We start from the raw sequence: 23,456 nt of genomic DNA, 5'->3' as shown, positions 1-23,456 counted from the left end.
CAGGTTGGTTCGGGTCTCACGGTAGAGATCCGGCGGAGGGCTGGCAAGGGTCCGCGTCGAGCGGTCCGAAGTGCGGGAAGGGGCTTGCGGAGGTGACGGCGACCACCTTACGTTCGGACCCGAACAAGATCGTTCGTACCGAAACGATCTCGGTGAAGGGTTGAAAGGAAGAGCCCGTGAGCGCCATCTCCCGCCGTTCCGTCGTTGCCGGTGCCACTGCTGCTGGAGTGGCGCTGGGTGCGCTCAGCTCCGCTGCCCAGGCCGCTCCGGACGTTGCCTGGCCCACCGTGGAGCGGCCTGCCGACCTGCGCCGCATCGTGTGGTGGTCGGCGGCCGAGCTGGCCGTCGCGATCCGGCAGCGCAAGGTGAGCTGCGTCGAGGTGATGACGGCCTACCTCGACCAGATCGACGAGCTCAACCCGCACGTCAACGCCATCGTCGCCCGCCGGCCGCGAGCCGAGCTCCTGGCCGAGGCGGCGGAGAAGGACCGGCTGCTCGCGGCCGGCAGGTACCAGGGCTGGATGCACGGCTTCCCGCAGGCGGTCAAGGACCAGTGGAACGTCAAGGGCATCCCGACCAGCGTCGGGTTCTTCGGGCAGCCCGGCGTGCCGGTCGCCCCCGCCACCTCCGACGCCCTGCTCGTCGAGCGGATCCGCGCCGCCGGCGCGATCTTCATCGGCAAGACCAACCTGCCCGAGCTCGGTCTGGGCTCGCACACCTACAACAAGGTCTACGGCACCACCGGCAACGCGTACGACCCGACGAAGTCGGCCGGCGGCAGCAGCGGCGGCGCCGCCGTCGCGCTCGCGCTGCGGATGCTCCCCGTCGCCGACGGCAGCGACTTCTTCGGCTCCCTGCGCAACCCGCCGGGGTGGAACAACGTGCTCGGCCTGCGGCCGTCGTTCGGCCGGGTCCCCGAGCTGGGCGGCGAGCAGTTCGTCCAGCACGGCGGCGTCACCGGGCCGATCGCCCGCAACGCCCTCGACCTGTCCCTCCTGCTCTCCACGATGGCCGGTTACGACGTCCGCGTGCCGCTGACGATCGAGGAGGACCCGGAGGTGTTCACCAAGGTCCGACGGACCTCGCTGCGCGGCAAGAAGATCGCCTGGATGGCCGACCTCGGCGGCTACCTGCCGACCCAGCCCGAGGTCCTCGAGGTCACCGGCGCCGCCATCGACAAGATGCGCGCCCTCGGCGCGACCGTCGACAGGATCGACAACCTCAACCAGGCGGGTGGCACCTTCACCAACGCCGACCTGTGGCCGACCTGGCTCGTGTTCCGGCACTGGATCAGCGGCAACCTCAACTTCCCTGTCTACAACAACCCCGCCTGGAAGCCCTACCTCAAGCCGGAGACGCTGTACGAGGTCGAGGGGATGCTCAACGGCATCGACGGCTCGGGCCCGATCACGGCGCAGCAGGCGTGGAACATGTCGGTCAAGCGAACGGCGCTCTACCAGTCCTTCCGGCTGCTGTTCGAGAAGTACGACTTCGTCCTGCTGCCGACCGCCCAGGTGATGCCCTTCGACAACCTCGACAGCGCCGGCAACGAGGTCCACTGGCCCGCGGAGATCAACGGCGTCCCGATGTCCAGCTACCACCGCTGGATGGAGGTCACCGCGATCGGCACGCTGCTGGGCGCCCCGACGCTGGCCATGCCGGCGGGCTTCGGCTCCTCCGGGCTCCCGATCGGCCTGCAGGTCATCGGTCGCAACCACGACGACGCGGGCGTCATCGAGCTCGCCGCCGCCTGGGAGCGCGAGACGCGCTTCGTCGAGGACCGCCTGCCCTCGCTGGTGGCGCCGTGAGCCGCCGCCCGCTGATCGCCATCCCGGCGCGGTTCTCCGAGTCCGCGTCGGCGCTGCGCTACCGCGCCGACGTGACCGCCCGGGCCCTCGTCGAGGCCGTGTACGCCGCCGGCGGCGAGCCGCTCGTCGTGCACCCGGTCGCCCCGGGGGCCGAGGTCGACGACGCCGAGGTCGCCGCCCGGCTGTGGTACGCCGACGGCGTGCTGCTGCCCGGTGGCGGCGACCTGGCCGCCCGGTGGGCGGGCCAGGAGGCGCACGCGACGGAGTACGACGTCGACGAGGAGCAGGACGCCTTCGACCTCGCGGTCGCCCGCCATGCCCTGGCTGCCGGTCTGCCGCTGCTCGCCATCTGCCGCGGCAACCAGGTGGTCAACGTGGCCCTGGGCGGCGACCTGATCCAGGACCTCGGAGAGCGGACCCACCGTCACGTCGTCCACGAGATCGCCGTGGAGCCCGACTCGGTGCTCGCCGGCATCGTCGGTACGGCGCCGAGCATCTCGTGCTACCACCACCAGGGCATCGGGCGGCCGGGTGAGGGCCTGCGGGCCGTCGCCGAGTCGGCCGACGGCGTCATCGAGGCCGTCGAGCTCGCCGGCGCGCAGGGCTGGTACCTCGGCGTGCAGTGGCACCCCGAGGACACCGCGGCGACCGACCCGGCCCAGGCCGGGCTGTTCCGCGCACTCGTCGACGCCTCCCGGGACCGCGCGCGCCTCGAGCTCGTCGAGTAGCCCCGGTCCCTGGGCGTTCCGGCCCTCGCTCCTACTCGACGGGCTCGGGTCCCTCGACGGCGTTGACGACGTCGCGCAGGGTCTTGGTGAAGGTGGTGACCTTGCGCTCGGAGAGCTGGCTGATGATCTCCGACTCGACCGCGTTGAACTCGGGGTAGAGCTGTTCCATCAGGCTGACCCCCTCGGGGGTCAGGCGCAGGCGGACCAGGCGCCGGTCGTTGTCGTCTCCCTCGCGCGCGATCAGCCCGCGCGCCTCGAGGGTCTTCACGACGCCGGTCAGGGTCGCCTTGGAGATGTCGGCCGACTCGGCGACGTGGCGGGTCTCCATGCCGTCCCAGATCCACACGACCCAGAGCACGACGAACCCGGTCCAGGTCATGTCGTGCTGGCGCAGCACCCGGTTGGTCAGCTCGCTGCGCACCGCGTTGGCGGCGCGGAACAGGTTCGACAGGGCGTTCGCGGCGGCGAAGTCCAGGGGGAGTGCTCCCACGTGGTCCTTCATCGCGCGCTCGGTCTCCTCGAGCGTGTGGCGGTCCGGCATGCGGGTCAGCGTATCCATGACCTCGGTCGACCGAGGTCGTTTGGGAGCAAACATTCTTCGGAAAACCTCCTCCGGGGGTCTGGTGCCCTGGGTCACATAGCGGCTATCGTACGGATCCGAACGATCCGGCGAAAGGGTGCCGGTCACCGCCGGCCCCGGCCGCGCGTACAGCGAAGGAGTCCCGATGTCGGACACCGTCAACACCACACTCCGCAAGAATGCGCTCGGCGTCGGGGCGATCGTGTTCCTGGTCCTGGCGGCGGTCGCACCGCTGACCGGAATGGTGGTCGTCGCCTCCCTGGCGATCGCCCTGGGCAACGGTGGGGGGACGCCGTTCGCGTTCTTCGCCGTCGCCGTCGTCCTCCTGCTCTTCGCGATCGGCTACGGCAAGATGTCGAGCGAGCTGGTCAACGCGGGCGGCTTCTACGCCTTCGTCGTCAAGGGCCTCGGGCGCCCCGCGGGCCTCGCCGCCGGCTTCATCGCGATGCTCGGCTACAACTTCTTCGTCGTCGGCACGATCGGCACCAGCGGCTTCTTCATGAAGATCGTGATCGCCGACAAGACCGGCCTCGACATGCCCTGGCTGTTCTGGGGCCTGGCCTCGATCGCGGTCTGCTACCTGATGGCGCTGCGCGGCGTGGACTTCAGCTCCAAGATCCTCGGCGTCTCGCTGGTCCTGGAGACCTCGATCCTGGTCATCTTCGACGTCGCGGTGCTGTTCAAGGACGGCTACTCGTTCTCGGCGTTCTCCGCCGACTCGATCACCTCCGGCTCGCTCTCGATCGGCCTGCTGCTCGCGGCCACCGGCTTCCTCGGCTTCGAGGCCACCTCGCTGTTCAGCGAGGAGGCGAAGAACCCGCTCAAGACGGTCCCGCGGGCGACGTACGTCGCGATCACCCTGATCGGCGTGATCCTCGGCGTCACCACCTTGGCCGTCGTCAGCGCCACCGGCGTCGCGCAGGCCCAGGACACCGCGATCGCCCACCTGCCCACCGGTGACCTCGTCTTCAGCCTCGCCGACACCTACATCGGCGGCTTCCTGACCGACGTCATGAACTGGCTGCTGCTGGTCAGCCTGTTCGCCGCGATGCTCGCCTTCCACAACTCCTCGAGCCGCTACATCTTCTCGCTCGGCCGGGCGCGGATCCTCCCGCAGGTGCTCTCGAAGACCGGCCCGAGCGGTGCGCCGTACGTCGCCAGCACGGTCCAGGCCGCCTTCGCGGTCGCCGTGGCGGTGGCCTTCGCGGTCGCCGGCGCCGACCCGATCCTGACCGTGGTCCCGAGCATGCTCGGCTTCGGCACCCTGGCGATCCTGGTGCTGCAGGCGCTGGCCGCCCTGTCGATCGTGGTCCACTTCCGCCGCAAGAACGACCCGCGGATCGGCTCCACGCTGGTCGCGCCCGCCCTGGGCTTCATCGGCCTGTGCTTCGCCGTCGTGCTCGCCTTCAAGCACTTCGAGATCGTCGCCGGCTCCGACTCCAAGGCGGTCAACTCGCTGCCGTGGCTGCTCGTGGCGGCCCTCGTCGGCGGCATCGGCTACGCGGTGTACCTGCGCAGCTCCCGGCCGTCGGTCTACGACGCCCTGTCGAGCGACCTCGAGCGCTTCGACGACCACCTCGCCACCGACGCGGCCACCGGCCGATGATGGATCAGTAGAGAAAGACGAACGGAGACCAACCGTGGAGCACATCGACGAGAACGCCCTGCGCGTGGCTGCCCAGCAGTTCGCCGAGGACGGGATCGACGTCGTCCGCATCGGCTACAGCGACCTGATCGGCACCGAGCGTGGCCGGGACATCCTGGCCAGCCGGTTCGACCGGACCGTGGGCGACGGCGTCGCCTTCTGCCGCTCGGTCTACGCCACCTCGCCGATGGGCGATGTCATCGACATCGCCGGCGGCCTGTCGGCGGGCCTGCCCGACATCGTGGTCGTGCCGGACCTCGCCACGGCGCGCGCCGTGCCGTGGGAGCCGGGCGTCGCGCACGTCATCGGCGACATCTACAACCCGGACGGCTCGCCGTCCGAGGAGAGCCCGCGCCAGGTGCTCAAGCGGGTCGTCGACCGGTTCGCCGAGCTCGGCATGCAGCCGATCGTCGGTCCCGAGCTCGAGTTCTACGTCCTCGAGGAGGACGAGACGAAGCCCAACGGCTGGCGCCGGTACGGCGACGCCACCGGCAACGTCTACGTGGCCGGCCTCAAGGGCGACCCGGAGAACACCCTGCTCTCCTCGCTGCGCGACCTGGCGGCGTACGGCCTCGACGTCGTCGCCGCCAACCACGAGTTCTCGGGCGGCCAGTTCGAGATCAACCTGTGGCACTCCGACGCGCTCGACGCCGCCGACCGGGCGTTCCGGTTCAAGTCGGCCGTCCAGGAGATCTCGCGGCGACGCGGCAAGATGGCCACCTTCATGGCCAAGCCGTTCAACGACGAGGGCGGCTCCGGCTTCCACATCCACTTCAGCACGACCGACGGCGAGGGCAAGCCCCTCTTCGACGACCCGAACGGCGAGGACGGCCTGTCCGAGATCGGCCGGGCCGCGATCGCCGGCGTGCTCGCCCACGCCCCGGCGCTGGCCGCGCTGCACAACCCGACGGTCAACTCCTACAAGCGGTTCGGGCCCGACACGCTCGCGCCCTGGCTGATCGACTGGGGCCTCGACAACCGCAGCGCCATGGTCCGGATCCCGCCCGAGCGGGGCCGCGCGTCGCGGATGGAGCTGCGCCTCGGTGACGCCTCGGCGAACCCGTACCTCGCCATCGCGAGCCTGCTCGCGGCGGCGTACCTCGGCATCCGCGACAAGCTGACGCCGCCGGCCAAGCTCGAGGGCTACGGCTACGACCCGTCCAAGGCCGACCGGCTGCCGTCCGACCTCGGCACCGCGATCGACGCGCTCGAGGAGGACAAGGACCTGGCCGACATCCTCGGCCCGGCCTTCGTCGAGACGTTCGTGGCCTACAAGCGCAACGAGCTCGAGCGGTTCAACAGCTGGGTGACCGACTGGGAGTTCCGGGAGTACGCCTACCACCTGTGAGGTGGTCGGCGAGAGGGGAGACAAGCTCGTGACGACGCAACCGATCGTGCGGGAGTTCGAGGCGGACCTGAAGGTGGTCGCGGCCGTCGAGGCCGCGACCGACGTGGTGACGCTGACGCTGGCCGCCGAGGACGGCACGGCGCTGCCGCCGTGGACGCCCGGCGCCCACATCGACCTGGTGCTGGGGGAGGACCTGGTCCGCCAGTACTCCCTGTGCGGCAGCCCTGCCGACACCGGTCAGTACCGGGTCGGCGTGCTCCGTGCGCCCGACAGCCGGGGCGGCTCGAAGGCCGTGCACGCCGAGCTGCACGAGGGCGCCACGGTCCGGGTGCGCGGGCCGCGCAACCACTTCCCCCTGGTCGCCTCGCCGCGGTACCTGTTCATCGCCGGCGGCATCGGCATCACGCCGATGCTGCCGATGATCGCCGAGGCCGAGGCCTCGGGCGCCGACTGGCGGCTGGTCTACGGCGGCCGCTCGCGCTCGTCGATGGCGTTCGTCGACGAGCTGGCGGCGTACGGCGACAAGGTGACCCTGCTCCCGCAGGACGAGGCCGGCTTCCCCGACCTCGACGCGCTGCTCGGGTCGCCGGCGGAGGGCACGCTGGTCTACACCTGCGGCCCGACCGGTCTCCTCGACGCGGTCGAGGAGCGGTGCAACGCCTCGTGGCCGGCGGGCAGCCTCCACCTGGAGCGGTTCTCGGCCAAGGCGCCCACCTCCGACGAGCAGGACTCGGCCTTCGAGCTGGTCCTCCAGCGCTCCGGCCTCACCCTCGAGGTGCCCGCGGACAAGTCGATCTTCGAGGTCTGCCGCGAGGCCGGCGTCAGCGTCGTCGGCTCCTGCCTGGAGGGCGTCTGCGGCACCTGCGAGACCGAGGTCGTCGAGGGCGACGTCGAGCACCGTGACTCCATCCTCAACGAGGAGGAGAAGGAGTCCAACGAGTTCATGATGATCTGCGTCTCCCGCTGCCGCGGCGAGAGCCTGACACTCGATCTGTGACGGGAGCCCTGAGATGAGAGACCGCAGCACCGGCCACCCGCGCAACGCCTGGTACGCCCTCGCCGCGTCCGCCGAGGTCGGCTCGACCCCGCTCGGCACGCGCGCCCTCGGCACCCCCGTCGTCCTGTACCGGGCCGGCGACGGCTCGGTGGTCGCCCTCGGCGACCGCGACGCCCACCGGCCCTACCCCCTCAGCCTGGGCCACGTCGACGGCGACACGATCGTGTCCGGGTACTCCGGGTTCGCCTACGACCGCACCGGCGCCTGCGTCCGGGTGCCCTCCCAGGCCCAGGTGCCCTACGGCGCCCGGGTGCCGTCGTACCCGGTCGTCGAGGAGGGCGACCTGGTCTGGGTCTGGCTCGGCGAGCCGTCCTTGGCCGCGCTGCGTCCCCCCGTCTCCACGCCGTGGCTGACCGATGCCGGCTGGGACACCTTCGGTGGCGCGTGGGAGACCGCCGCGGGCATCGGCCTGCTCCACGACAACTTCGCCGACATCACCCACGTCGCCGTCGTCGACCCTGTCATCTCGCCGCCGGCCCTGACCGGCGTCGCACCCGCCCTCGAGGTGGAGCTCACCGAGACCACGGTCCACTTCCACCGCGACTGGCCGGCCGCGCCCCTGCCCGAGTGGCAGGCCAAGATCTCCGGCGCGTCGACCACGGCGTCGTACCCGCAGCGCGAGGAGGGCGCCTTCCTCGCCCCCGGCCTGTGGGCCGACCGCTGGGACGTGTTCATCCCCGCGGACGAGGGCGGCACCCAGACCTTCCGGTTCACCCACGCCGTCACCCCCGTCGACGACCACCGCACCCGTCACCTGTGGCGGGTCAGCCGGAACTTCGCGCCGGGGGCCGAGGCCTCCGACGTGCTGCGGCCGATCTTCGAGTCGTACTACCTCAAGGTCCGCGAGATCCTCGAGACCATGCAGCAGGTCATCGACCGCGACGGGTACGGCGAGGACGTCAACGTCGCCGCCGACCTGGCCGCGCTGCAGGTGCGCAAGATCCTGCGGCGGCTGGTGGCCGACGAGGGCTGAGGTCCTGAGGTCGTCGAGTAGCCCGAGCCCCTGGGCGAGGGTGTATCGAGACGCCGGTCAGACGTCTCGATACGTCGCTCGCTGGCGCTCGCTCCTACTCGACGAACTCCACGACGAGGCCCCGCCACCCGGTCAGGGTGGCGGGGCCTCGTGGTGTCTCCCGAAGGGGAAGCCTCAGTCGTTGGTGGTGACCTTGACCGGGAGCGTCTTGATGCCGTTGACGAAGTTGCTGCGCACACGGCGGACGTCGCCGTTCAGCTCGATCGAGGCGAGCCGGGGGATCAGCTCCTCGAACATCAGCCGGATCTCCATGCGGGCCAGGTTGTTGCCCATGCACAGGTGCGGGCTGCCCTTGCCGAAGGTGACGTGGTCGATGTTCTTGCGGGTGACGTCGAAGTCGTAGGGGTTCTCGAAGACGTCCTCGTCGCGGTTGCCGGAGGCGAACCACATGACGACCTTGTCGCCCTCCTTGATCTGCTGCCCGTTGAGCTCGACGTCGCGGGTGGCGGTGCGACGGAAGTGGTAGACCGGGGAGGCCCAGCGCAGGAACTCCTCGACGGCGTCGGGGATGAGCGAGGGGTCGGCCTGCAGCTTCGCGAGCTGCTCGGGGTGCTCGATCAGGGCGAGCATCGAGTGCGTGATGGTGTGGCGGGTGGTCTCGTTGCCGGCGACGACGAGGAGCAGGAAGTACGAGTCGTACTCGGAGGCCGTCATGGCCTGGCCGTCCTCGGGGATCTTGTTGACCAGCTGGCTGACCAGGTCGGTGCCGTCGCCGCCCAGACGGTCGGCGGCGAGCTCGCGGCCGTAGTCGAAGACCTCCTGCGAGACGGGGGAGCGGAAGGGCAGGTGCTTGTACTTCTCGCTCTCCGGGTCCGAGATCAGGATCTTGGCGTGCTCGGGGTCGGTGAAGCCGATGATCTCGTTGCCCCAGTCGATGAGCTGGCCGGTCTTCTCCTGGGGTACGTCGAGCAGCCGGGCCAGCACCTGGATCGGGAAGTCGGCGCTGACGTCCTCGACGAAGTCGAACTCACCCTTGGCCAGGGCGGCGTCGACCGTCGCGCGGGTGATGTCGCGCAGCAGCTCCTCGTAGTTCTTCATCAGGTTGGGGCGGCTGAACTCGCGCGAGATGAGCTTGCGCAGGGCGCGGTGGCGCAGGCCGTCCATCTCGAGGATGGAGCGGCGGGCCTCCTGCTGCTCCGGGTCGACCTCCTCGAGGTTGACGAAGTTGGTGGAGGTGTAGGTCTCGGGGTCCTTGTCGACCTCGCAGATGTCGGCGTGCTTCGTGACGGCCCAGAAGCCGTGGCCGCCGTCGGTCTCGCGCTGCCAGAAGACGGGTGCCTCCTTGCGGAGGGTGTCGAGCATGCCCCAGGCCTCGGGCCCGGCGAAGCGGTCGAGATCGACCAGGTCGACCTGGTCGAGCGGGACGTAGGGCGGCTTGTCCACGGCGGTTCTCCATCCGTTCAGGTAGATCGTTTGGATCCGAACAATATCCCCCGAAAATCTCTCGCGCAAGGGTGGTCTTTCGTCTCCGAGGTGGCTATCGTACGGATCCGAACGACCTGCACATCCTCGACCGGAGCTGAGGCCCGATGAACGACATGAAGGGGTTCTTCTTCCCCCGCACCGCGACCGGCCAGTCATCGCTGATCCCGTCGCCGCCGTGGTACTACTCCGGCGACCTGCTGACGGTGGAGTACCGCACGGACCCGGCCCGCGTCGCCGAGCTGCTGCCCGCTCCGCTCGAGCTCGCCCCGGAGGACCCGGGCGCGGTCGCGCTGATCTGGGCCGACTGGCAGTCCTGCTCCGGCACCCGCGAGGAGCTGCTGGACCCGGTCCGCTCGCAGTACAAGGAGGCGTTCGTCGTCGTCCGCTGTGCCTACGAGGGCGTGACCTACTCCCGCTGCGTCTACATCTGGGTCGACAAGGACTTCGCGATCGGCCGCGGCATGCACCAGGGCTACCCCAAGAAGCTCGGCTCGATGTGGCAGACCCGGCCGCACCCCTTCGCCCACGCGGCCCCGCAGGTCGCCCCGGGCGGCGTCTTCGGCGCCACCCTCGCCGCCGGCGACCGGCGCCTCGCGCAGGCCGTGCTGACCCTCACCGACGAGTCGCCCACCAACGGCTTCGTCAACGGCCACCCGATGGCCCACCACCGCATCTACCCGGGCATCGCCAAGGGCAGCCCGGACGCGTACGCCGAGCTCATCGCCTCGGGCTCGAGCTCCTTCGAGGCCGGCCCGGCCTACTCCGGCGACGTCGAGCTCGAGCTGTTCGAGTCCCCGACCGAGGAGCTGCACCGCCTCGAGGTGCAGGAGATCATCGGCGGCTACTACCGCCAGGTCGGCGTCGTCTGGGACGGCGGCAAGACCCTGGCCACGAACACCGACGGCACCTGGGAGGCGGCGCGATGACCGAGACCACGGATCACCTCGTCGACGTCGACGGCGTCCAGGTCGACACCCGTCACTGGATCGGCGGGGAGCGGGTCGCCTCGGCGTCCACCTTCACCGACATCTCGCCGATCGACGAGCAGCCGATCGCCGAGGTCGCCGCCGGCACGTCGGCCGAGGTCGACGCCGCCGTCGCCGCCGCGCGAGCGGCGTTCCCCGCGTGGGCGGCGCTGCCGGTCGCCGAGCGCAGCGCGATCCTGCGTCGCGTCGCCGAGGGGATCGAGGCCCGGGTCGAGGACCTGTCCCGCGTCGAGACCCGCGACAACGGATCCCTGATCCGCAGCCACCGCCGTGGCGTGATGCCGCGGGTGGCGATGAACTTCCGGGCCTTCGCCGACTTCGCCGAGCACCAGCTCGGCCACCCCGACATGGAGGTCCCGGGTCGCGGCCACCGCGAGCGGGTCACCTACGACCCCGCCGGCGTCGTCGCGATCATCACGCCGTGGAACGCGCCGCTGATGCTCGCCACCTGGCGGATCGGCCCGGCCATGGCCGCGGGCAACACGATCGTCGTGAAGCCGCCGGAGTGGGCGCCGCTGACCGCGAGCCTGCTGGCCGACATCATGCACGAGGCCGGCGTCCCCGCCGGTGTGTTCAACGTCGTCCAGGGCACCGGCGCCGAGGCGGGCGCCCCGCTGACCGCGCACCCGGGGATCAACCGGCTCGCGTTCACCGGCTCGGTCCCGACCGCCGGCGTGATCGCCAAGGCCGCTGCCACCAACATCGTGCCGCTGTCCTACGAGCTCGGCGGCAAGTCGCCGCTGCTGGTCTTCGAGGACGCCGACCTGGACCTCGCCGTCGAGATCGCCGTCGAGCAGTTCGACAACGCCGGCCAGGTCTGCCTCAAGGCAGCCCGGATGTACGTGCACTCCTCGCTCGCCGAGGAGTTCACCCGCCGCGTCGTCGAGGGCGCCGCCAAGCTGACCCAGGGCGACCCCCGCGACGAGAGCACCGACGTCTCCGCGCTGATCTCGCGGCGGCACTTCGAGCAGATCTCCGGCTTCGTCGAGCGGGCCCTCGCCGACGGCGCCGAGCCACTGCTCGGCGGCGGTCCCAACGAGGAGCTGGGCGGTCTCTACTTCCGGCCGACGATCCTCGTCGGGGCGAAGAAGGACTCCGAGATCATGACCGAGGAGGTCTTCGGGCCGGTCGTCACGATCAGCACCTTCGACACCGAGGACGAGGCGGTGACGTTGGCCAACGACACCCCCTTCGGCCTCGCCGCCACGATCGTGACCGGCGACCGCGACCGGGCCGAGCGGGTCTCCGCGGCCCTCGACGCCGGCACGGTCTGGGTCAACTGCTTCTTCGTGCGCGACCTCAACGCCCCCTTCGGCGGCAACGGCAAGTCCGGCATCGGCCGTGAGGGCGGCATCTGGTCGTTCGACTTCTACACCGACATCAAGAACAGCGTCTTCTCGCCGACCGGCTGGGCGGACGCCGGGACCGGAGAGGGAGGTGGGACCGATGGGTGAGGTCGTCGGCGCGGGCCTGATCGCGCACGTCCCCACGATCGTGCTGCCGGAGGAGATCCGGCGCGAGCTCAACAACGGTGAGGACACCACGCTGGTCTCTGGCCTGCAGCAGCTGCGCCGCGAGGTCTTCGACGTGCTCGACTACGACACCGTCGTGGTCCTCGACTCGCACTGGGCGACCACCGTCGAGTGGGTCGTCACCGCCCAGGACCGCCGCAGCGGCCTGTTCACCTCCGAGGAGCTGCCCCGGGGCATGGAGCGGCGCCACTACGACTTCCCCGGCGACCCCGAGCTCGCGCGCCTGATCGCGAGCAAGGGCGCCGAGAACTCCACGTGGATCACCGCGATCGACGACCACAGCCTGCCGATCTTCTACGCGACCACCAACGTGTGGGAGTACCTCGGCCAGGGCCTGCCCGACAAGAAGTGGATCTCGATCGGCGTGTGCCAGACCGCCGACGGCGAGGACGCGCTGCGCCTGGGCCGGGCCCTCGGCGCCGCCATCGCCGAGTCCGACCGCAAGGTCCTGCTCATCGCCTCCGGCGCCATGTCGCACACCTTCTGGGGCCTGCGCCAGCTGCGCGACCACGAGGCCTCGGGCGTCGAGCACATCTTCACGCCGGAGGCCGCGGCCGCCGACGCCGAGCGGATCGAGTGGTTCAAGAACGGCGACCACGCCCGTGTGCTCGACACGATGGACGCGTTCTACAAGTTCAAGCCCGAGGCCCGCTTCCAGCACTACCTGATGATGATCGGCGCCCTCGGCGAGGGCGACTGCACCGCGCCCGGCCGCCAGTACGGCGAGTACGAGAACTCCATCGGCACCGGCCAGGTCCACCTCTGGTTCGACCGTCCCGAGGGTGGCTTCCCCGCCGCCCGCACCACCCCGACCGACCCCGACTACGTGCGCCAGATGGGCGGTGCCGGTGCCGACGTACCGGCCGCCGGCTGAGCCGACCGAGAGGAACCCCTGACATGACCACCGAGTACCGCCGGATCCTCCTCGACGGCAACGCCGTCGACGTGCGCCGCGAGGGCGAGACCCTCGTCGCCGGCGACGGCCGCACCGTCGCCATCGCCGACGCCACCCACCTGCCGCCGGTGACGCCGAGCAAGATCGTCTGCGTCCACCTCAACTACTCCTCGCGCGTCGAGGAGATGATGACCAAGCTGCCGCCCGCGCCGACCTACTTCCACAAGCCGGTCTCCGCCCTCAACGCGCACGAGTCGGCCGTGGTCCGCCCGCAGGGCTGCAAGTGGCTCAACTACGAGGGCGAGATCGCCATCGTGATCGGCAAGACGGCGCGCAACATCTCGCCCGAGGAGGCCGGCGACTACATCCGCGGCTACTCCATCGGCAACGACTACGGCCTGCACGACTTCCGCGACACCGACTCCGGCTCGATGCTGCGGGTCAAGGGTGCCGACACCCTGTGCCCGATCGGTCCCGGCATCGTCGAGGGCTGGGACTTCCACGACAAGCGGATCCGCACGATCGTCAACGGTGAGGTGCGCCAGGACGGCAACACCAACGAGATGAAGTGGGACATGCACTACCTCGTCGCCGACATCGCGCGCACGATCACGCTGCAGCCCGGCGACATCCTGATGTCCGGCACGCCGGCCATCTCGCGCACCGTCTACCCCGGTGACGTCGTCGAGGTCGAGGTCGAGGGCCTCGGCACCCTGCGCAACCACATCGTCGAGGGACCGACCCCGATCCGCAGCGACGTCGGCGCGCAGCCGACCGAGAGCGAGGAGGTCCTCTCGACCGCCAAGGGCGGCGACTGGGAGTTCCGCGGCATCCGCAAGCCCGACCTGTCCAACACCCACTGACCGACCCGAGCCGAAGCACCGAAGGACGCTGCCGTGCCCGCACCCCGCATGCTGATGATCCTCAGCGAGAACTGGACCCTCACCGACGGTCGCAACCTGGGCGACCTCGTCACCTGGTCCCGGATCGCCGAGGACACCGGCTTCGACTCGGTGATGATCTCCGAGCACGTCGTCCTCGGTCCCGATGCCAGCGACAAGGGCGTGATGGGCAACCCGCGTGACTACGCGGCGCCCGGCAACCAGGACCCGCTGATGCCCTGGCCCAACTCGCTCATGCTGTTCTCGGCGATCGCCAGCGTCACCGAGCGGATCCGCCTGGTCGGCGCGGCGGTGCTCGCGCCGCTGCGCCACCCGCTGCTGCTCGCCCGCGAGCTCGGCACCCTCGACCTGATCTCCGAGGGCCGGCTGGTCGTCCAGCCGAGCGTGAGCTGGAGCAAGGACGAGTACGCCGCGCTCGGCGTACCGTTCCGCGAGCGCGGCAAGATCCTCAGCGAGCAGCTCGAGGTGATGAAGCTCGTCTTCGAGCAGTCGCCGGCCACCCACCACGGCGACTACTTCGACTTCGAGGACATCTACCTCGAGCCGAAGGCGTTCCGGCCCGAGGGGCCGCGGATGTGGTTCGGCGGCCAGAAGGCGCACGGCGCCGTCGTCGAGCGGATCGTGAAGTACGGCCACGGCTTCCACCCGTTCGGTCGCCCCACGGCGGAGGATCTCCAGGTCATCCGGGACGCGATGGCCGAGGCCGGGCGCGACATGGCCGAGCTGGAGATGGTCGGCGGGGTGCGCTACTCGTTCCCCGACGAGCACTCGCCGGCCGACCTGGGGGAGTCGATGGACTCGATCCCCGAGCAGCTCGAGCAGGGGTTCACCACCATCTGCATCAAGCCGTCGATGTACATCGACGACCAGAGGGACATGGAGGCGTTCTGCAAGGACGTCATGAAGCGGGCGGAGGCGATGGGCTGATGACGGACACCGCCACCGCGGGCAAGCGGCTGCTGCTGGTCGGGCACGACTACCTGGCGGCCGGCGGCATCGAGGACCGCTTCACCGAGCGAGGCTACGAGGTCGAGCGCATCCAGGTCGTCCCGCCCGAGCGCTTCGACGACCCGGGCGTCGACGTCGAGCTCCCGGACCCGCGCGAGTACGACGCCGTGCTCGTGCTCGGCGCCCGCTGGAGCGCCTACAGCGACACCGTCGCGTCCTGGGTCAAGCCCGAGACGGAGCTGCTGCGCACGGCGGACGAGTCCGGCGTACCCGTCTTCGGGATCTGCTTCGGCGCCCAGATGCTCGCCCAGGCGCACGGAGGCGAGGTCGTGGCCTCGCCCGCGCCGGAGATCGGTCCGCACGTCGTGTCCGGCGTACCCGCGGTCGCCGGGATCTGGACGCAGTGGCACTACGACAAGTTCGTGCCGCCGGCCGACGCGACCGTCGTCGGGTCCAACGCCGCGGCGCCCCAGGCGTTCGTGCTGCGCCGCAACCTCGCCGTGCAGTTCCACCCCGAGGTGGACGCCGAGAGCGTCCGGGGCTGGCTCGAGGACGGCGGCGCGGAGCTCGCCCGTGAGCGCGGGCTCGACCCCGAGGTGCTGATCGAGCACATCGGCTCCCTCGACGCGGACGTGCGGGTGCGGGCCGCCGCGCTGGTCGACTACTTCCTCGACGAGGTGGCAGCAGGGTGACGGGGAGGGTCGTCCTCGTCACCGGCGGGGGCACGGGCATCGGCGCCGCCGTCACCCGGCTGCTCGCCGCAGGCGGCGACCAGGTCGTCATCTGCGGACGTCGCGAGGCGCCGCTGCGTGCGGTGGCCGACGAGACCGGCGCCCACGTGGTCGTGGCCGACGTCAGCGAGGCCGCGGGTGTCGCCCGGGTCGTCGACGACACCGTCGCCACCTTCGGCCGGCTCGACGGGCTCGTGGTCAACCACGGGATCATCCACGTCGGGCGGGTCGACGAGGTCACCCCCGAGCAGTGGGACGACACCATCCGGGTCAACCTGACCTCGCCCTTCCTCCTGGTCCGGGCGGCCCTCCCGCACCTGCTGGCCGCGCGCGGCTCGGTCGTCGCGGTGTCCTCCGTCGCCGCGCTGCGGGCCAGCGACGGGATGGCGGCGTACTCCGCCAGCAAGGCCGGCCTGCTCCTCCTCACCCAGTCCCTGGCCGTCGACCACGGCCGCGACGGGCTGCGTGCCAACGCGATCTGCCCCGGCTGGACCGCCACCGAGATGGGCGACATGGAGATGGCCGAGCTCGGCAAGGAGCGCGGCATCTCCACCGACGACGCCTACCGGCTCGCCACCGCCGTGGTGCCCCAGCGCCGCGCCGCCCACCCCGACGAGATCGCCGCGACCGTCGGCTGGCTGCTGTCCGACGCGGCGTCGTACGTCAACGGGGTGGTGCTGCCCGTCGACGGCGGCTCCTGCGTCGTCGACCCCGGCACCCTCGCCCTCGACCCCCGCGTGTCCGTCGACCTCTCCTCCCCACGCCACCAGGAGTCCTGATGAGCAAGTACGCCGTCCGCAACCCCGCCACCGGCGAGGTCGTCGAGACCTACCCGACCGCCACCGACGCGGAGGTCGCCGCCGCGGTCACCGCAGCCGCTGCCGCCCACGAGACCTGGGGCCGCCAGACGTCGGTCGCCGAGCGTGCCGCGGCGATCGCCCGGGTCGCCGAGCTGCACCGCGAGCGGGCCGACGAGCTCGCCGAGGCGATCAACCTCGAGATGGGCAAGGCGCTCGGCGCCGCCAAGGGCGAGGTGCTCTTCTCGGCCGACATCTACCAGTACTACGCCGACCGTGCCGAGAGCCTGCTCGCCGACCAGCCGATCGAGCTGCTCAGCGGCGAGGGCCACGCCCTCGTCCGCCGCCAGTCGGTCGGCGCGCTGCTGGGCATCATGCCGTGGAACTACCCGGTCTACCAGGTTGCCCGCTTCGCGGCACCCAACCTGCTGCTGGGCAACACCATCGTCCTCAAGCACGCGGCCCAGTGCCCGCGCTCGGCTGCGCTGCAGGCGCAGATCTTCGTCGACGCCGGCCTGCCCGAGGGCGCCTACGTCAACGTCTACGCCACCAGCGACCAGATCGCCGGCGTCATCGCCGACCCGCGGATCCACGGCGTCTCGCTGACCGGCTCCGAGCGCGCCGGCTCGATCATCGGCGAGCTCGCCGGCCGCCACCTCAAGAAGTGCGTCCTCGAGCTCGGCGGCGCGGACCCGTTCGTGCTGCTCTCCACCGACGACCTCCCCGGCGCGGTCGACGACGCCCTGTCCGCCCGGACCGGCAACGTCGGCCAGGCCTGCAACGGCGCCAAGCGCTTCGTCGTCGTCGACGAGCTGTACGACGCCTTCGTCGGCCTGCTCAACGACAAGATCGCCACCGCCGGCAACGCAGCCCCGCTGTCCTCGGTCGGTGCGGCCGAGGAGCTCGCCGGACAGGTCGCAGCTGCCGTCGACGCCGGCGCCAACCTGGTCTCCGCCGGCGAGCGCGACGGTGCCTTCCACCCGGTCGGCGTCCTGACCGACGTCACGCCCGACAACCCGGCCTACCACCAGGAGTTCTTCGGCCCGGTCGCCATGGTCTTCCGCGCCGCCGACGAGGCGGACGCGATCCGGATCGCCAACGACACGCCCTACGGCCTCGGCTCGTACGTCTACACCACCGACCCCGAGCAGGCCGACCGCGTCGCCAGCGCGCTCGAGGTCGGCATGGTGTTCGTCAACGGCGTCGGCCTGGAGGCCGTCGAGCTGCCCTTCGGCGGCGTGCGGCTCTCCGGCTACGGTCGTGAGCTCGGCACCCTCGGCATCGACGAGTTCGTCAACAAGAAGATGATCCGGGTCGCCCGCTGAACCGGGGGATCAGCACTCGATCACGTTGACGGCGAGGCCGCCGAGCGAGGTCTCCTTGTACTTGGTGGCCATGTCGGCACCGGTCTCGCGCATGGTGGCGATGACCTGGTCGAGCGAGACGACGTGCTCGCCGGCGCCCGCGAGCGCCATGCGCACGGCGTTCACCGCCTTGACCGCGGCCATCGCGTTGCGCTCGATGCAGGGGATCTGCACGAGGCCGCCGACGGGGTCGCAGGTCAGGCCGAGGTTGTGCTCCATGGCGATCTCGGCGGCGTTCTCGACCTGGGCGGGGGTGCCGCCCAGGACCTCGCACAGGCCGGCGGCGGCCATCGAGGAGGCCGAGCCGACCTCGCCCTGACAGCCCACCTCGGCGCCCGAGATCGAGGCGTTGCGCTGGTAGAGGCTGCCGATCGCTCCGGCGGTCAGCAGGAAGCGGCGCACGCCGTCCTGCTTGTCGCCGTCGGCGCCGGGGCACAACCGCACGTAGTAGTGCAGCACCGCCGGGATGATCCCCGCCGCCCCGTTGGTCGGTGCGGTGACGACCCGGCCGCCGCCGGCGTTCTGCTCGTTGACGGCGAGCGCGAACAGGTCGATCCAGTCGAGGGTCCGCAGCGGGTCGTTCCCGGCGTCCTCGGAGAGGCGGCGCAGCAGCGCGGGAGCGCGACGCCGCACGCCGAGGCCACCGGGCAGCACGCCCTCGGTGCGACACCCCGTCTCGACGCACTCCTGCATCACCGCCCACACCCGGTCGAGGTGGTCGAGCACCTCCTCCTCGGGGCGCACCGCCCGCTCGTTGGCGAGCACGACGTCGCTGATCGCGAGGCCGCGCGAGGCGCACAGCGCGAGGAGGGCGGCGCCGGAGGCGAAGGGGTAGGGCACGTCCGCGTCGGCGACGGCCGCGGGGGCCGGCTCGTCCTCGTCGACGACGAACCCGCCACCGACCGAGTACGACGTGGTCTGCCGCAGCACGGCCCCGCCGGCGTCGTACGCCGTGAACCGCATGCCGTTGGGGTGCCTCGACAGCGTCGTGCGGGCGTCGAGGACCAGGTCGGCGGTGGGGGAGAAGCGGATCTCGTGCCGGCCGAGGAGGCAGAGCCGCTCGCGGTCGCGCACCCGGTCCAGGACCGTGTCGGCCAGGTCCGGGGCGACGGTCTCGGGCTCGTGTCCCTCCAGGCCGAGGAGCACGGCACGGTCGGTGCCGTGCCCCCGGCCGGTGGCCGCGAGGGAGCCGTACAGCTCCACGCGGACGGCGACGGCCCCGCCGAGCAGGTCGTGTTCGGCGAGGGCCGTCACGAAGCGCCGCGCCGCCCGCATCGGTCCGACCGTGTGGGAGGAGGAGGGGCCGATGCCGATGCTGAAGAGGTCGACGACGCTGACAGCCACGACGGGGGTCAGCCGCCCAGGCCGAGGGCGACCTCGGCGATCGCCGTCGCGACGACGAACGAGGCGGCGAACGAGACCAGGCCGACCGGGACGATCCGCCATCCGATCCGGCGCAGCATCGGGGCGTCCTTGCCGAGGCCGAGGCCGGCGAGCACCAGGACCGGGGTGGTCAGCGCGAGGAACTCGATCGGCGTGGTGACCTTCGCGACCACGTCGGCCACCGGCGACCACTCGCTGCCCAGGAAGGCGCCGATCGTGGTGAGGCCGATGATGGGGGAGAGCCCGACGACCTTCTTCAGGCCCAGCGAGACCAGCACCAGCGCGGCCATGAGCGCGAAGCCGGCGAGCATCGCCGGGTCGAAGCCGCCGTGGAAGACGACCGCGGAGGCGAGGAAGAGGACCAGCACGATCGCCAGCGAGGGGAGCACGGGCGCCTGGTCGGCGGGGTCCTCGTCCACGGTGACGCGAGCGGCGGCGGGGGCGGCGGTCTCGGGGCCGGAGGCGGGGGCCGCCGCAGCCTGCCGGCGGGTGAGCAGCCGGTAGAAGCGCTCGGCGGCCGGGAGGGCGACGTACATGCCGACGTAGAGGCCCAGGACGGTCGTGATCAGGTTCGACACCGCGGCCAGGGCGAGGATCTGGTCGGCCCGCGCGGGGAACTCCGCGGCGATCGCGGCCGACGAGGCGGCCATGACCGACCCGGAGCCGACGCCCGCACCCATCGCGAGCGCCAGCGGGTCGAAGATGCCGGCACCGGCGAGTGCGGTGGCGATCAGGGTGACGTAGAGGGCGCCGACGACGGTGCCGAAGACGTACATCGACAGCACGCCGCGGTACTCGTCGGAGTCGGCGCCGTACTTGTCGCCGACGATCGCGAACGAGCCCTCGCGGTCGATCGAGAAGCAGGCGCCGACGGTGGCGCGACCCATCTTGAGGGCGACCGCGATCGGGAGCGAGAAGAGCACGGTGCCGAACAGGTGGCCGAGCTCCTGCAGCAGCAGCGCCGGGCCGGCGTCGAGCAGGACGGGGATGTTGGCGCCGACGACGAACGCGAGCCGGGCGCCGAGCAGCAGCACGGCGAGCCCGACCAGCTGGGTGGCGTGGCGCTGGACGGCGACGGGCAGCGGCTTGACCTTCTGCATGCTGACCACGCCGCCGAGCAGGATGCCCCAGATCAGCGGGTAGAGCGTGACGGTGCCGATGCCGAGGTCGATGGTGTGGTCACCGACCAGCTCGGCGACGACGGTGAGGACGAGGGCGATCGCGGCGAGCGGTCCCAGGCGACGCAGGAGCCGGGAGCCGGACGAGGACGCGGTGCCGGCGGTGGCCGACGGACGGGTGGTGATCATGACCGGTTCTCCTGGGAAGCGGCGGGGCGGGGGTACGGCGACCGGGCGGCCTGCTCCGCGAGGAGCTCGGCACGCACGGCGGGGTCCTCGGCGACGGCCACGACGGTGCGGGCCATGGCGAGGGCGGCGTCGACCACGGTGCGGTCGGCGGCGGGGCTGATCGCGTCGGCGGCGAAGCCGTGGGTGTGCGGGCTGTGCTCGCTGCCGGCCACGGCGACCATCGGGTGGATCGAGGGCAGGTACTGCGAGACGTTGCCCATGTCGGTGGAGCCGCCGGCGAGCTTGCTCTCGGTGTGCACCTCGCGGCCGAGGTCGGTGAGCGCGGCGGTGAACGGGGCCCCGAGGCGGGCGTCCTGCAGCAGGGGGGCGTACTCCGGCTCGGTGGGCTCGATCGCCAGGCTGCAGCCGGTGGCCAGCGCGCCCGCCTCGAAGCAGGCGCGGACCCGCTCGACGAGGCGGGCCTGCGCCTCGACGTCGAACTCGCGGACCTCGAAGTCGACGACGACGCGCTCGGGGATGATGTTGGTGACCTTGCCGCCCTCGCTGACGAACGCCGCGACCCGCGCGGTGGCGGGCAGCTGCTGGCGCAGCAGGCCGATCGCGACCTGGCTGACCACGGCGGCGTCGGCGGCGTTGACGCCGAGGTGCGGCGCGGCGGCTGCGTGGGACGGCGTACCGGTGAAGGTCGCGGCGAACCGGGCGACGCCCTGGCTGGTGGCCGAGGACGGTGCGACGTCGGTCGGCGCCGGGTGCACCATGAGCGAGACCGTCAGGTCGTCGAAGCAGCCGGCCTCGAGCATGAGGACCTTGCCGCCGCCGTGCTCCTCGGCCGGCGTGCCGAGCACCTTGACGGTCAGGCCGAGCACATCCGCGACCTCGGCGAGGCCCAGCGCGGCGCCGACGGCGCTCGAGGCGATGATGTTGTGGCCGCAGGCGTGGCCGATCTCGGGCAGGGCGTCGTACTCGGCACAGATGCCGACGACCAGGTCGCCGCTGCCGTAGGACGCCACGAACGCGGTCGGCAGCCCGGCGACGCCGGTCTCGACGGCGAAGCCGGCGCCGGCGAGCAGGCCGCTGACGGCAGCCGCTGCCCGGTGCTCCTCGAAGGCCAGCTCGGCGTAGCCGTGCACCTCGTGGCTGAGGGCGACGAGCCGCTCGCCGGCGGCGCGGATCGCGCGGTCGGCGCGGGGACCGGCGGCGAGGTCCGTGGTGAGGCTGGTCATCGGGGCTCCTCCTGCGGTGGGGCTGTGATCTGGGTCATGCGGTGGATCCACGATGCGAAGGGGATGCGGAGGGCGCCGAAAAATTGCATGATTCCGTCATGAGCGTCGACGATGCGCGCGGATCCGTCAGCCTGTCGGAGCTGGACCTGAGGATCGTCCACGCGCTGCAGATCAACCCGCGGGCGTCCTGGGCGCAGCTGGGCGGCCTGCTCGGCGTCGACCCGTCGACCGCGGCCCGCCGCTGGGCGCGCCTGGTCGAGCACGGAGCCGCGTGGGTCTCCTGCCAGCCGCTGCAGGACCTCGACCCGGCGCTGGCCCTGATCGAGGTGACCGCGCAGCCCGGCCGGGTGCTCGACGTGGCCGCCGACCTGGCCGCCGATCCCGAGTCGATGACCATCGACGTCGCGGCGGGCACCCGCGACCTGCTCGTGACCGCCGCCTGCGCTGACGAGGCCGCCCTCGCGTCGTACCTCCTCGACCGGGTGGCGCAGGTCCCGCACGTCGCGGGGGTGCGCAGCCATCACGTGGTGCGCGCCTACACCGAGGCCAGCCGGTGGCGGCTGCGCAGCCTGACCCACGACCAGGAGCAGCGCGTGGCCGCGACCCTGCCGACCGTCACCGAGGCCGCGCGGGTGCACGTCGCCGGACCGATCGACCAGGCGCTGGTCGCGGTGCTGTCCGAGGACGGACGCCAGTCGTACGGCGAGGTGGCCGCCCGGGTCGGCGCGAGCGAGAGCACCGTGCGGCGCCGGCTCAACGCCCTGGTCGGCTCGGGTGTGCTGCGGCTGCGCTGCGAGGTCGCCCGCGGGCTCACCGAGTGGCGCACCTCGGAGTGGTTCTTCCTGCGGGTGCCGCCGGACCGGATCGACGAGGCGGGGCAGCTGCTGGCCGCCGTGCCCGAGGTGCGGGCGGTGCTCTCCGCGGCCGGGCCCTCCAACCTGCTGGTCGCCGCGTGGCTGCGCAGCATCGCCGACGGCCAGCGGCTGGAGACCCAGCTGCTGCGGCGGCTGCCGCACGTCGAGGTCGCCGACCGGAGCGTGGTGATGCGGCCCTACAAGCTGGTGGGCCGGCTGCTTGACGCGGCGGGCTTCGCGACGGGCGTCGTACCGCTCGACCTGGGGTCCGCGCCGACCAGGCGCAGCGCCAGGTCGGAGTAGTAGTCCCCGATCTGGTCGGGCGTCCACTCGCCGTCCTCGCGGTACCAGCGGGCGATGTCGATGCTCAGCGATGCCAGGGCGGTCGCGGCCAGCGCGGGGTCGGGGGTGTCGAAGGCGCCGGCCGCCACTCCCTCGCGGACCAGGTCGCGCAGTTCGCGGTCGATGCTCGTGCGCAGCTCGTCGACGACGGCGCGGTGCTCGTCGCTGAGCGCGGCGAGCTCGTAGTTGAGGATCCGCGCCACCGTGTGGTGGTGGGCGTGGTAGGCCGCGAAGGCCCGTCCCACCGCCGCGACCTGTGCCACCGGGTCCGGCGCGGCTGCGCGAGCCTCGCGGACCACGTCGAGCGCCTGCTGGTGGCCCTGGCAGGAGATGAGGAAGAGCAGCTCCTCCTTGGACCTGTGGTGCACGTAGACCGCCGCCGGGCTCATCCCGGCCGCGCCCGCGATGTCACGCGTGGTGGTGCCGTGGAAGCCCTTCTCGGAGAACGCCGTCACGGCCGCCTCGAGCAGCCGGGCGCGGGTGGCGTCGGCGCGGGAGGGGGTGGTGGTCATCGTCACTCCCTGGGTGGGTCGGTGGTCGGGTCGGGGGTCTTGACGGCTCCCCGTCG

Annotated in this window: 21 protein-coding genes; 15 read left to right on the top strand and 6 right to left on the bottom strand. The window is 71.6% G+C overall.

Annotation, left to right across the window (positions count from 1 at the left end; genetic code table 11):
• Positions 1-176: 176 nt before the first annotated feature.
• Positions 177-1,808, top strand: coding sequence for an amidase (locus BJ958_RS12850; RefSeq protein ID WP_218865734.1), 1,632 nt, complete (start codon positions 177-179; stop codon positions 1,806-1,808).
• Complete coding sequence (locus BJ958_RS12845; RefSeq protein WP_179727184.1) at positions 1,805-2,536, top strand: gamma-glutamyl-gamma-aminobutyrate hydrolase family protein; 732 nt, start codon at positions 1,805-1,807, stop codon at positions 2,534-2,536. The genes BJ958_RS12850 and BJ958_RS12845 overlap by 4 nt, the downstream gene beginning before the upstream one ends.
• 31 nt (positions 2,537-2,567) lie before the next feature.
• On the opposite strand, the gene BJ958_RS12840 is transcribed toward BJ958_RS12845, so the two are convergent.
• Positions 2,568-3,077 (bottom strand): MarR family winged helix-turn-helix transcriptional regulator, encoded by a 510-nt coding sequence (locus tag BJ958_RS12840; RefSeq protein ID WP_179727183.1) that lies wholly within the window; start codon positions 3,075-3,077, stop codon positions 2,568-2,570.
• 184 nt (positions 3,078-3,261) lie between these two features.
• Between BJ958_RS12840 and BJ958_RS12835 the strand changes: the two genes are divergently transcribed.
• From BJ958_RS12835 to BJ958_RS12820, 4 genes are read left to right on the top strand one after another with little or no spacing between them, the layout of a single operon-like run.
• On the top strand, positions 3,262-4,722 hold the full coding sequence (locus BJ958_RS12835) for an APC family permease (protein WP_179727182.1): 1,461 nt from the start codon (positions 3,262-3,264) through the stop codon (positions 4,720-4,722).
• 34 nt (positions 4,723-4,756) lie between these two features.
• Positions 4,757-6,109 carry a type I glutamate--ammonia ligase gene (locus tag BJ958_RS12830; RefSeq protein WP_179727181.1) on the top strand — a complete coding sequence of 451 codons (1,353 nt, stop codon included), beginning with the start codon at positions 4,757-4,759 and terminating at the stop codon, positions 6,107-6,109.
• Between the two features lie 28 nt (positions 6,110-6,137).
• Positions 6,138-7,106 carry a PDR/VanB family oxidoreductase gene (locus BJ958_RS12825; RefSeq protein ID WP_343052669.1) on the top strand — a complete coding sequence of 323 codons (969 nt, stop codon included), beginning with the start codon at positions 6,138-6,140 and terminating at the stop codon, positions 7,104-7,106.
• Between the two features lie 13 nt (positions 7,107-7,119).
• A complete protein-coding gene (locus tag BJ958_RS12820; RefSeq protein WP_179727180.1) occupies positions 7,120-8,139 on the top strand; it encodes a Rieske 2Fe-2S domain-containing protein in 1,020 nt (339 codons plus the stop codon).
• Positions 8,140-8,313: 174 nt separating this feature from the next.
• On the opposite strand, the gene BJ958_RS12815 is transcribed toward BJ958_RS12820, so the two are convergent.
• The gene (locus BJ958_RS12815; RefSeq protein WP_343052668.1) at positions 8,314-9,582 is read right to left on the bottom strand and encodes a cytochrome P450; all 1,269 of its coding nucleotides are present in this window, start codon (positions 9,580-9,582) and stop codon (positions 8,314-8,316) included.
• Positions 9,583-9,728: 146 nt separating this feature from the next.
• Between BJ958_RS12815 and BJ958_RS12810 the strand changes: the two genes are divergently transcribed.
• The 8 genes from BJ958_RS12810 to BJ958_RS12775 are packed head-to-tail and all read left to right on the top strand — an operon-like array spanning position 9,729 to position 17,740.
• Positions 9,729-10,550 (top strand): acetoacetate decarboxylase family protein, encoded by an 822-nt coding sequence (locus BJ958_RS12810; protein WP_179727178.1) that lies wholly within the window; start codon positions 9,729-9,731, stop codon positions 10,548-10,550.
• A complete protein-coding gene (locus tag BJ958_RS12805) occupies positions 10,547-12,064 on the top strand; it encodes an aldehyde dehydrogenase (RefSeq protein WP_179727177.1) in 1,518 nt (505 codons plus the stop codon). The genes BJ958_RS12810 and BJ958_RS12805 overlap by 4 nt, the downstream gene beginning before the upstream one ends.
• Entirely contained in the window at positions 12,057-13,016 is a 960-nt protein-coding gene (locus tag BJ958_RS12800) for a DODA-type extradiol aromatic ring-opening family dioxygenase (protein ID WP_179727176.1), read from the top strand. Before BJ958_RS12805 ends, BJ958_RS12800 begins: the two co-directional genes overlap by 8 nt.
• 23 nt (positions 13,017-13,039) lie before the next feature.
• Positions 13,040-13,900: a fumarylacetoacetate hydrolase family protein gene (locus tag BJ958_RS12795; protein ID WP_179727175.1), complete on the top strand. Its 861-nt coding sequence runs from the start codon at positions 13,040-13,042 to the stop codon at positions 13,898-13,900.
• Between the two features lie 33 nt (positions 13,901-13,933).
• Positions 13,934-14,866, top strand: a complete 933-nt coding sequence (locus BJ958_RS12790; protein ID WP_343052667.1) for a TIGR03619 family F420-dependent LLM class oxidoreductase — start codon at positions 13,934-13,936, stop codon at positions 14,864-14,866.
• Positions 14,866-15,579, top strand: coding sequence for a type 1 glutamine amidotransferase (locus BJ958_RS12785; protein ID WP_179727174.1), 714 nt, complete (start codon positions 14,866-14,868; stop codon positions 15,577-15,579). Before BJ958_RS12790 ends, BJ958_RS12785 begins: the two co-directional genes overlap by 1 nt.
• Complete coding sequence (locus tag BJ958_RS12780) at positions 15,576-16,397, top strand: SDR family oxidoreductase (protein ID WP_179727173.1); 822 nt, start codon at positions 15,576-15,578, stop codon at positions 16,395-16,397. Before BJ958_RS12785 ends, BJ958_RS12780 begins: the two co-directional genes overlap by 4 nt.
• Positions 16,397-17,740 (top strand): aldehyde dehydrogenase family protein, encoded by a 1,344-nt coding sequence (locus BJ958_RS12775; RefSeq protein ID WP_179727172.1) that lies wholly within the window; start codon positions 16,397-16,399, stop codon positions 17,738-17,740. The genes BJ958_RS12780 and BJ958_RS12775 overlap by 1 nt, the downstream gene beginning before the upstream one ends.
• Before the next feature lie 9 nt (positions 17,741-17,749).
• Here the strand turns inward: BJ958_RS12775 and BJ958_RS12770 are convergent, their stop codons facing one another.
• Genes BJ958_RS12770 through BJ958_RS12760 form a run of 3 tightly spaced genes read right to left on the bottom strand, consistent with a single transcriptional unit; the run spans position 17,750 to position 21,692 of the window.
• On the bottom strand, positions 17,750-19,123 hold the full coding sequence (locus BJ958_RS12770; protein WP_343052666.1) for an L-serine ammonia-lyase: 1,374 nt from the start codon (positions 19,121-19,123) through the stop codon (positions 17,750-17,752).
• Between the two features lie 8 nt (positions 19,124-19,131).
• Entirely contained in the window at positions 19,132-20,469 is a 1,338-nt protein-coding gene (locus BJ958_RS12765) for a DUF3100 domain-containing protein (protein WP_179727170.1), read from the bottom strand.
• A complete protein-coding gene (locus BJ958_RS12760) occupies positions 20,466-21,692 on the bottom strand; it encodes a M20 family metallopeptidase (protein WP_179727169.1) in 1,227 nt (408 codons plus the stop codon). Before BJ958_RS12760 ends, BJ958_RS12765 begins: the two co-directional genes overlap by 4 nt.
• A gap of 98 nt (positions 21,693-21,790) precedes the next feature.
• Here BJ958_RS12760 and BJ958_RS12755 point away from each other — a divergent pair, with 98 nt between their 5' ends.
• Entirely contained in the window at positions 21,791-22,849 is a 1,059-nt protein-coding gene (locus tag BJ958_RS12755; protein ID WP_179727168.1) for an Lrp/AsnC family transcriptional regulator, read from the top strand.
• On the opposite strand, the gene BJ958_RS12750 is transcribed toward BJ958_RS12755, so the two are convergent.
• Positions 22,744-23,400 (bottom strand): TetR/AcrR family transcriptional regulator, encoded by a 657-nt coding sequence (locus tag BJ958_RS12750; RefSeq protein WP_179727167.1) that lies wholly within the window; start codon positions 23,398-23,400, stop codon positions 22,744-22,746. The genes BJ958_RS12755 and BJ958_RS12750 overlap by 106 nt on opposite strands.
• Positions 23,401-23,456 lie beyond the last annotated feature (56 nt).

Origin of the sequence: Nocardioides kongjuensis, from assembly GCF_013409625.1 — a bacterium.
In the GTDB taxonomy this organism is placed as follows: Bacteria; Actinomycetota; Actinomycetes; order Propionibacteriales; family Nocardioidaceae; genus Nocardioides; species Nocardioides kongjuensis.
Note: the sequence above shows the minus strand (reverse complement) of the source record. Positions and strands in the feature narration are given on the sequence as shown.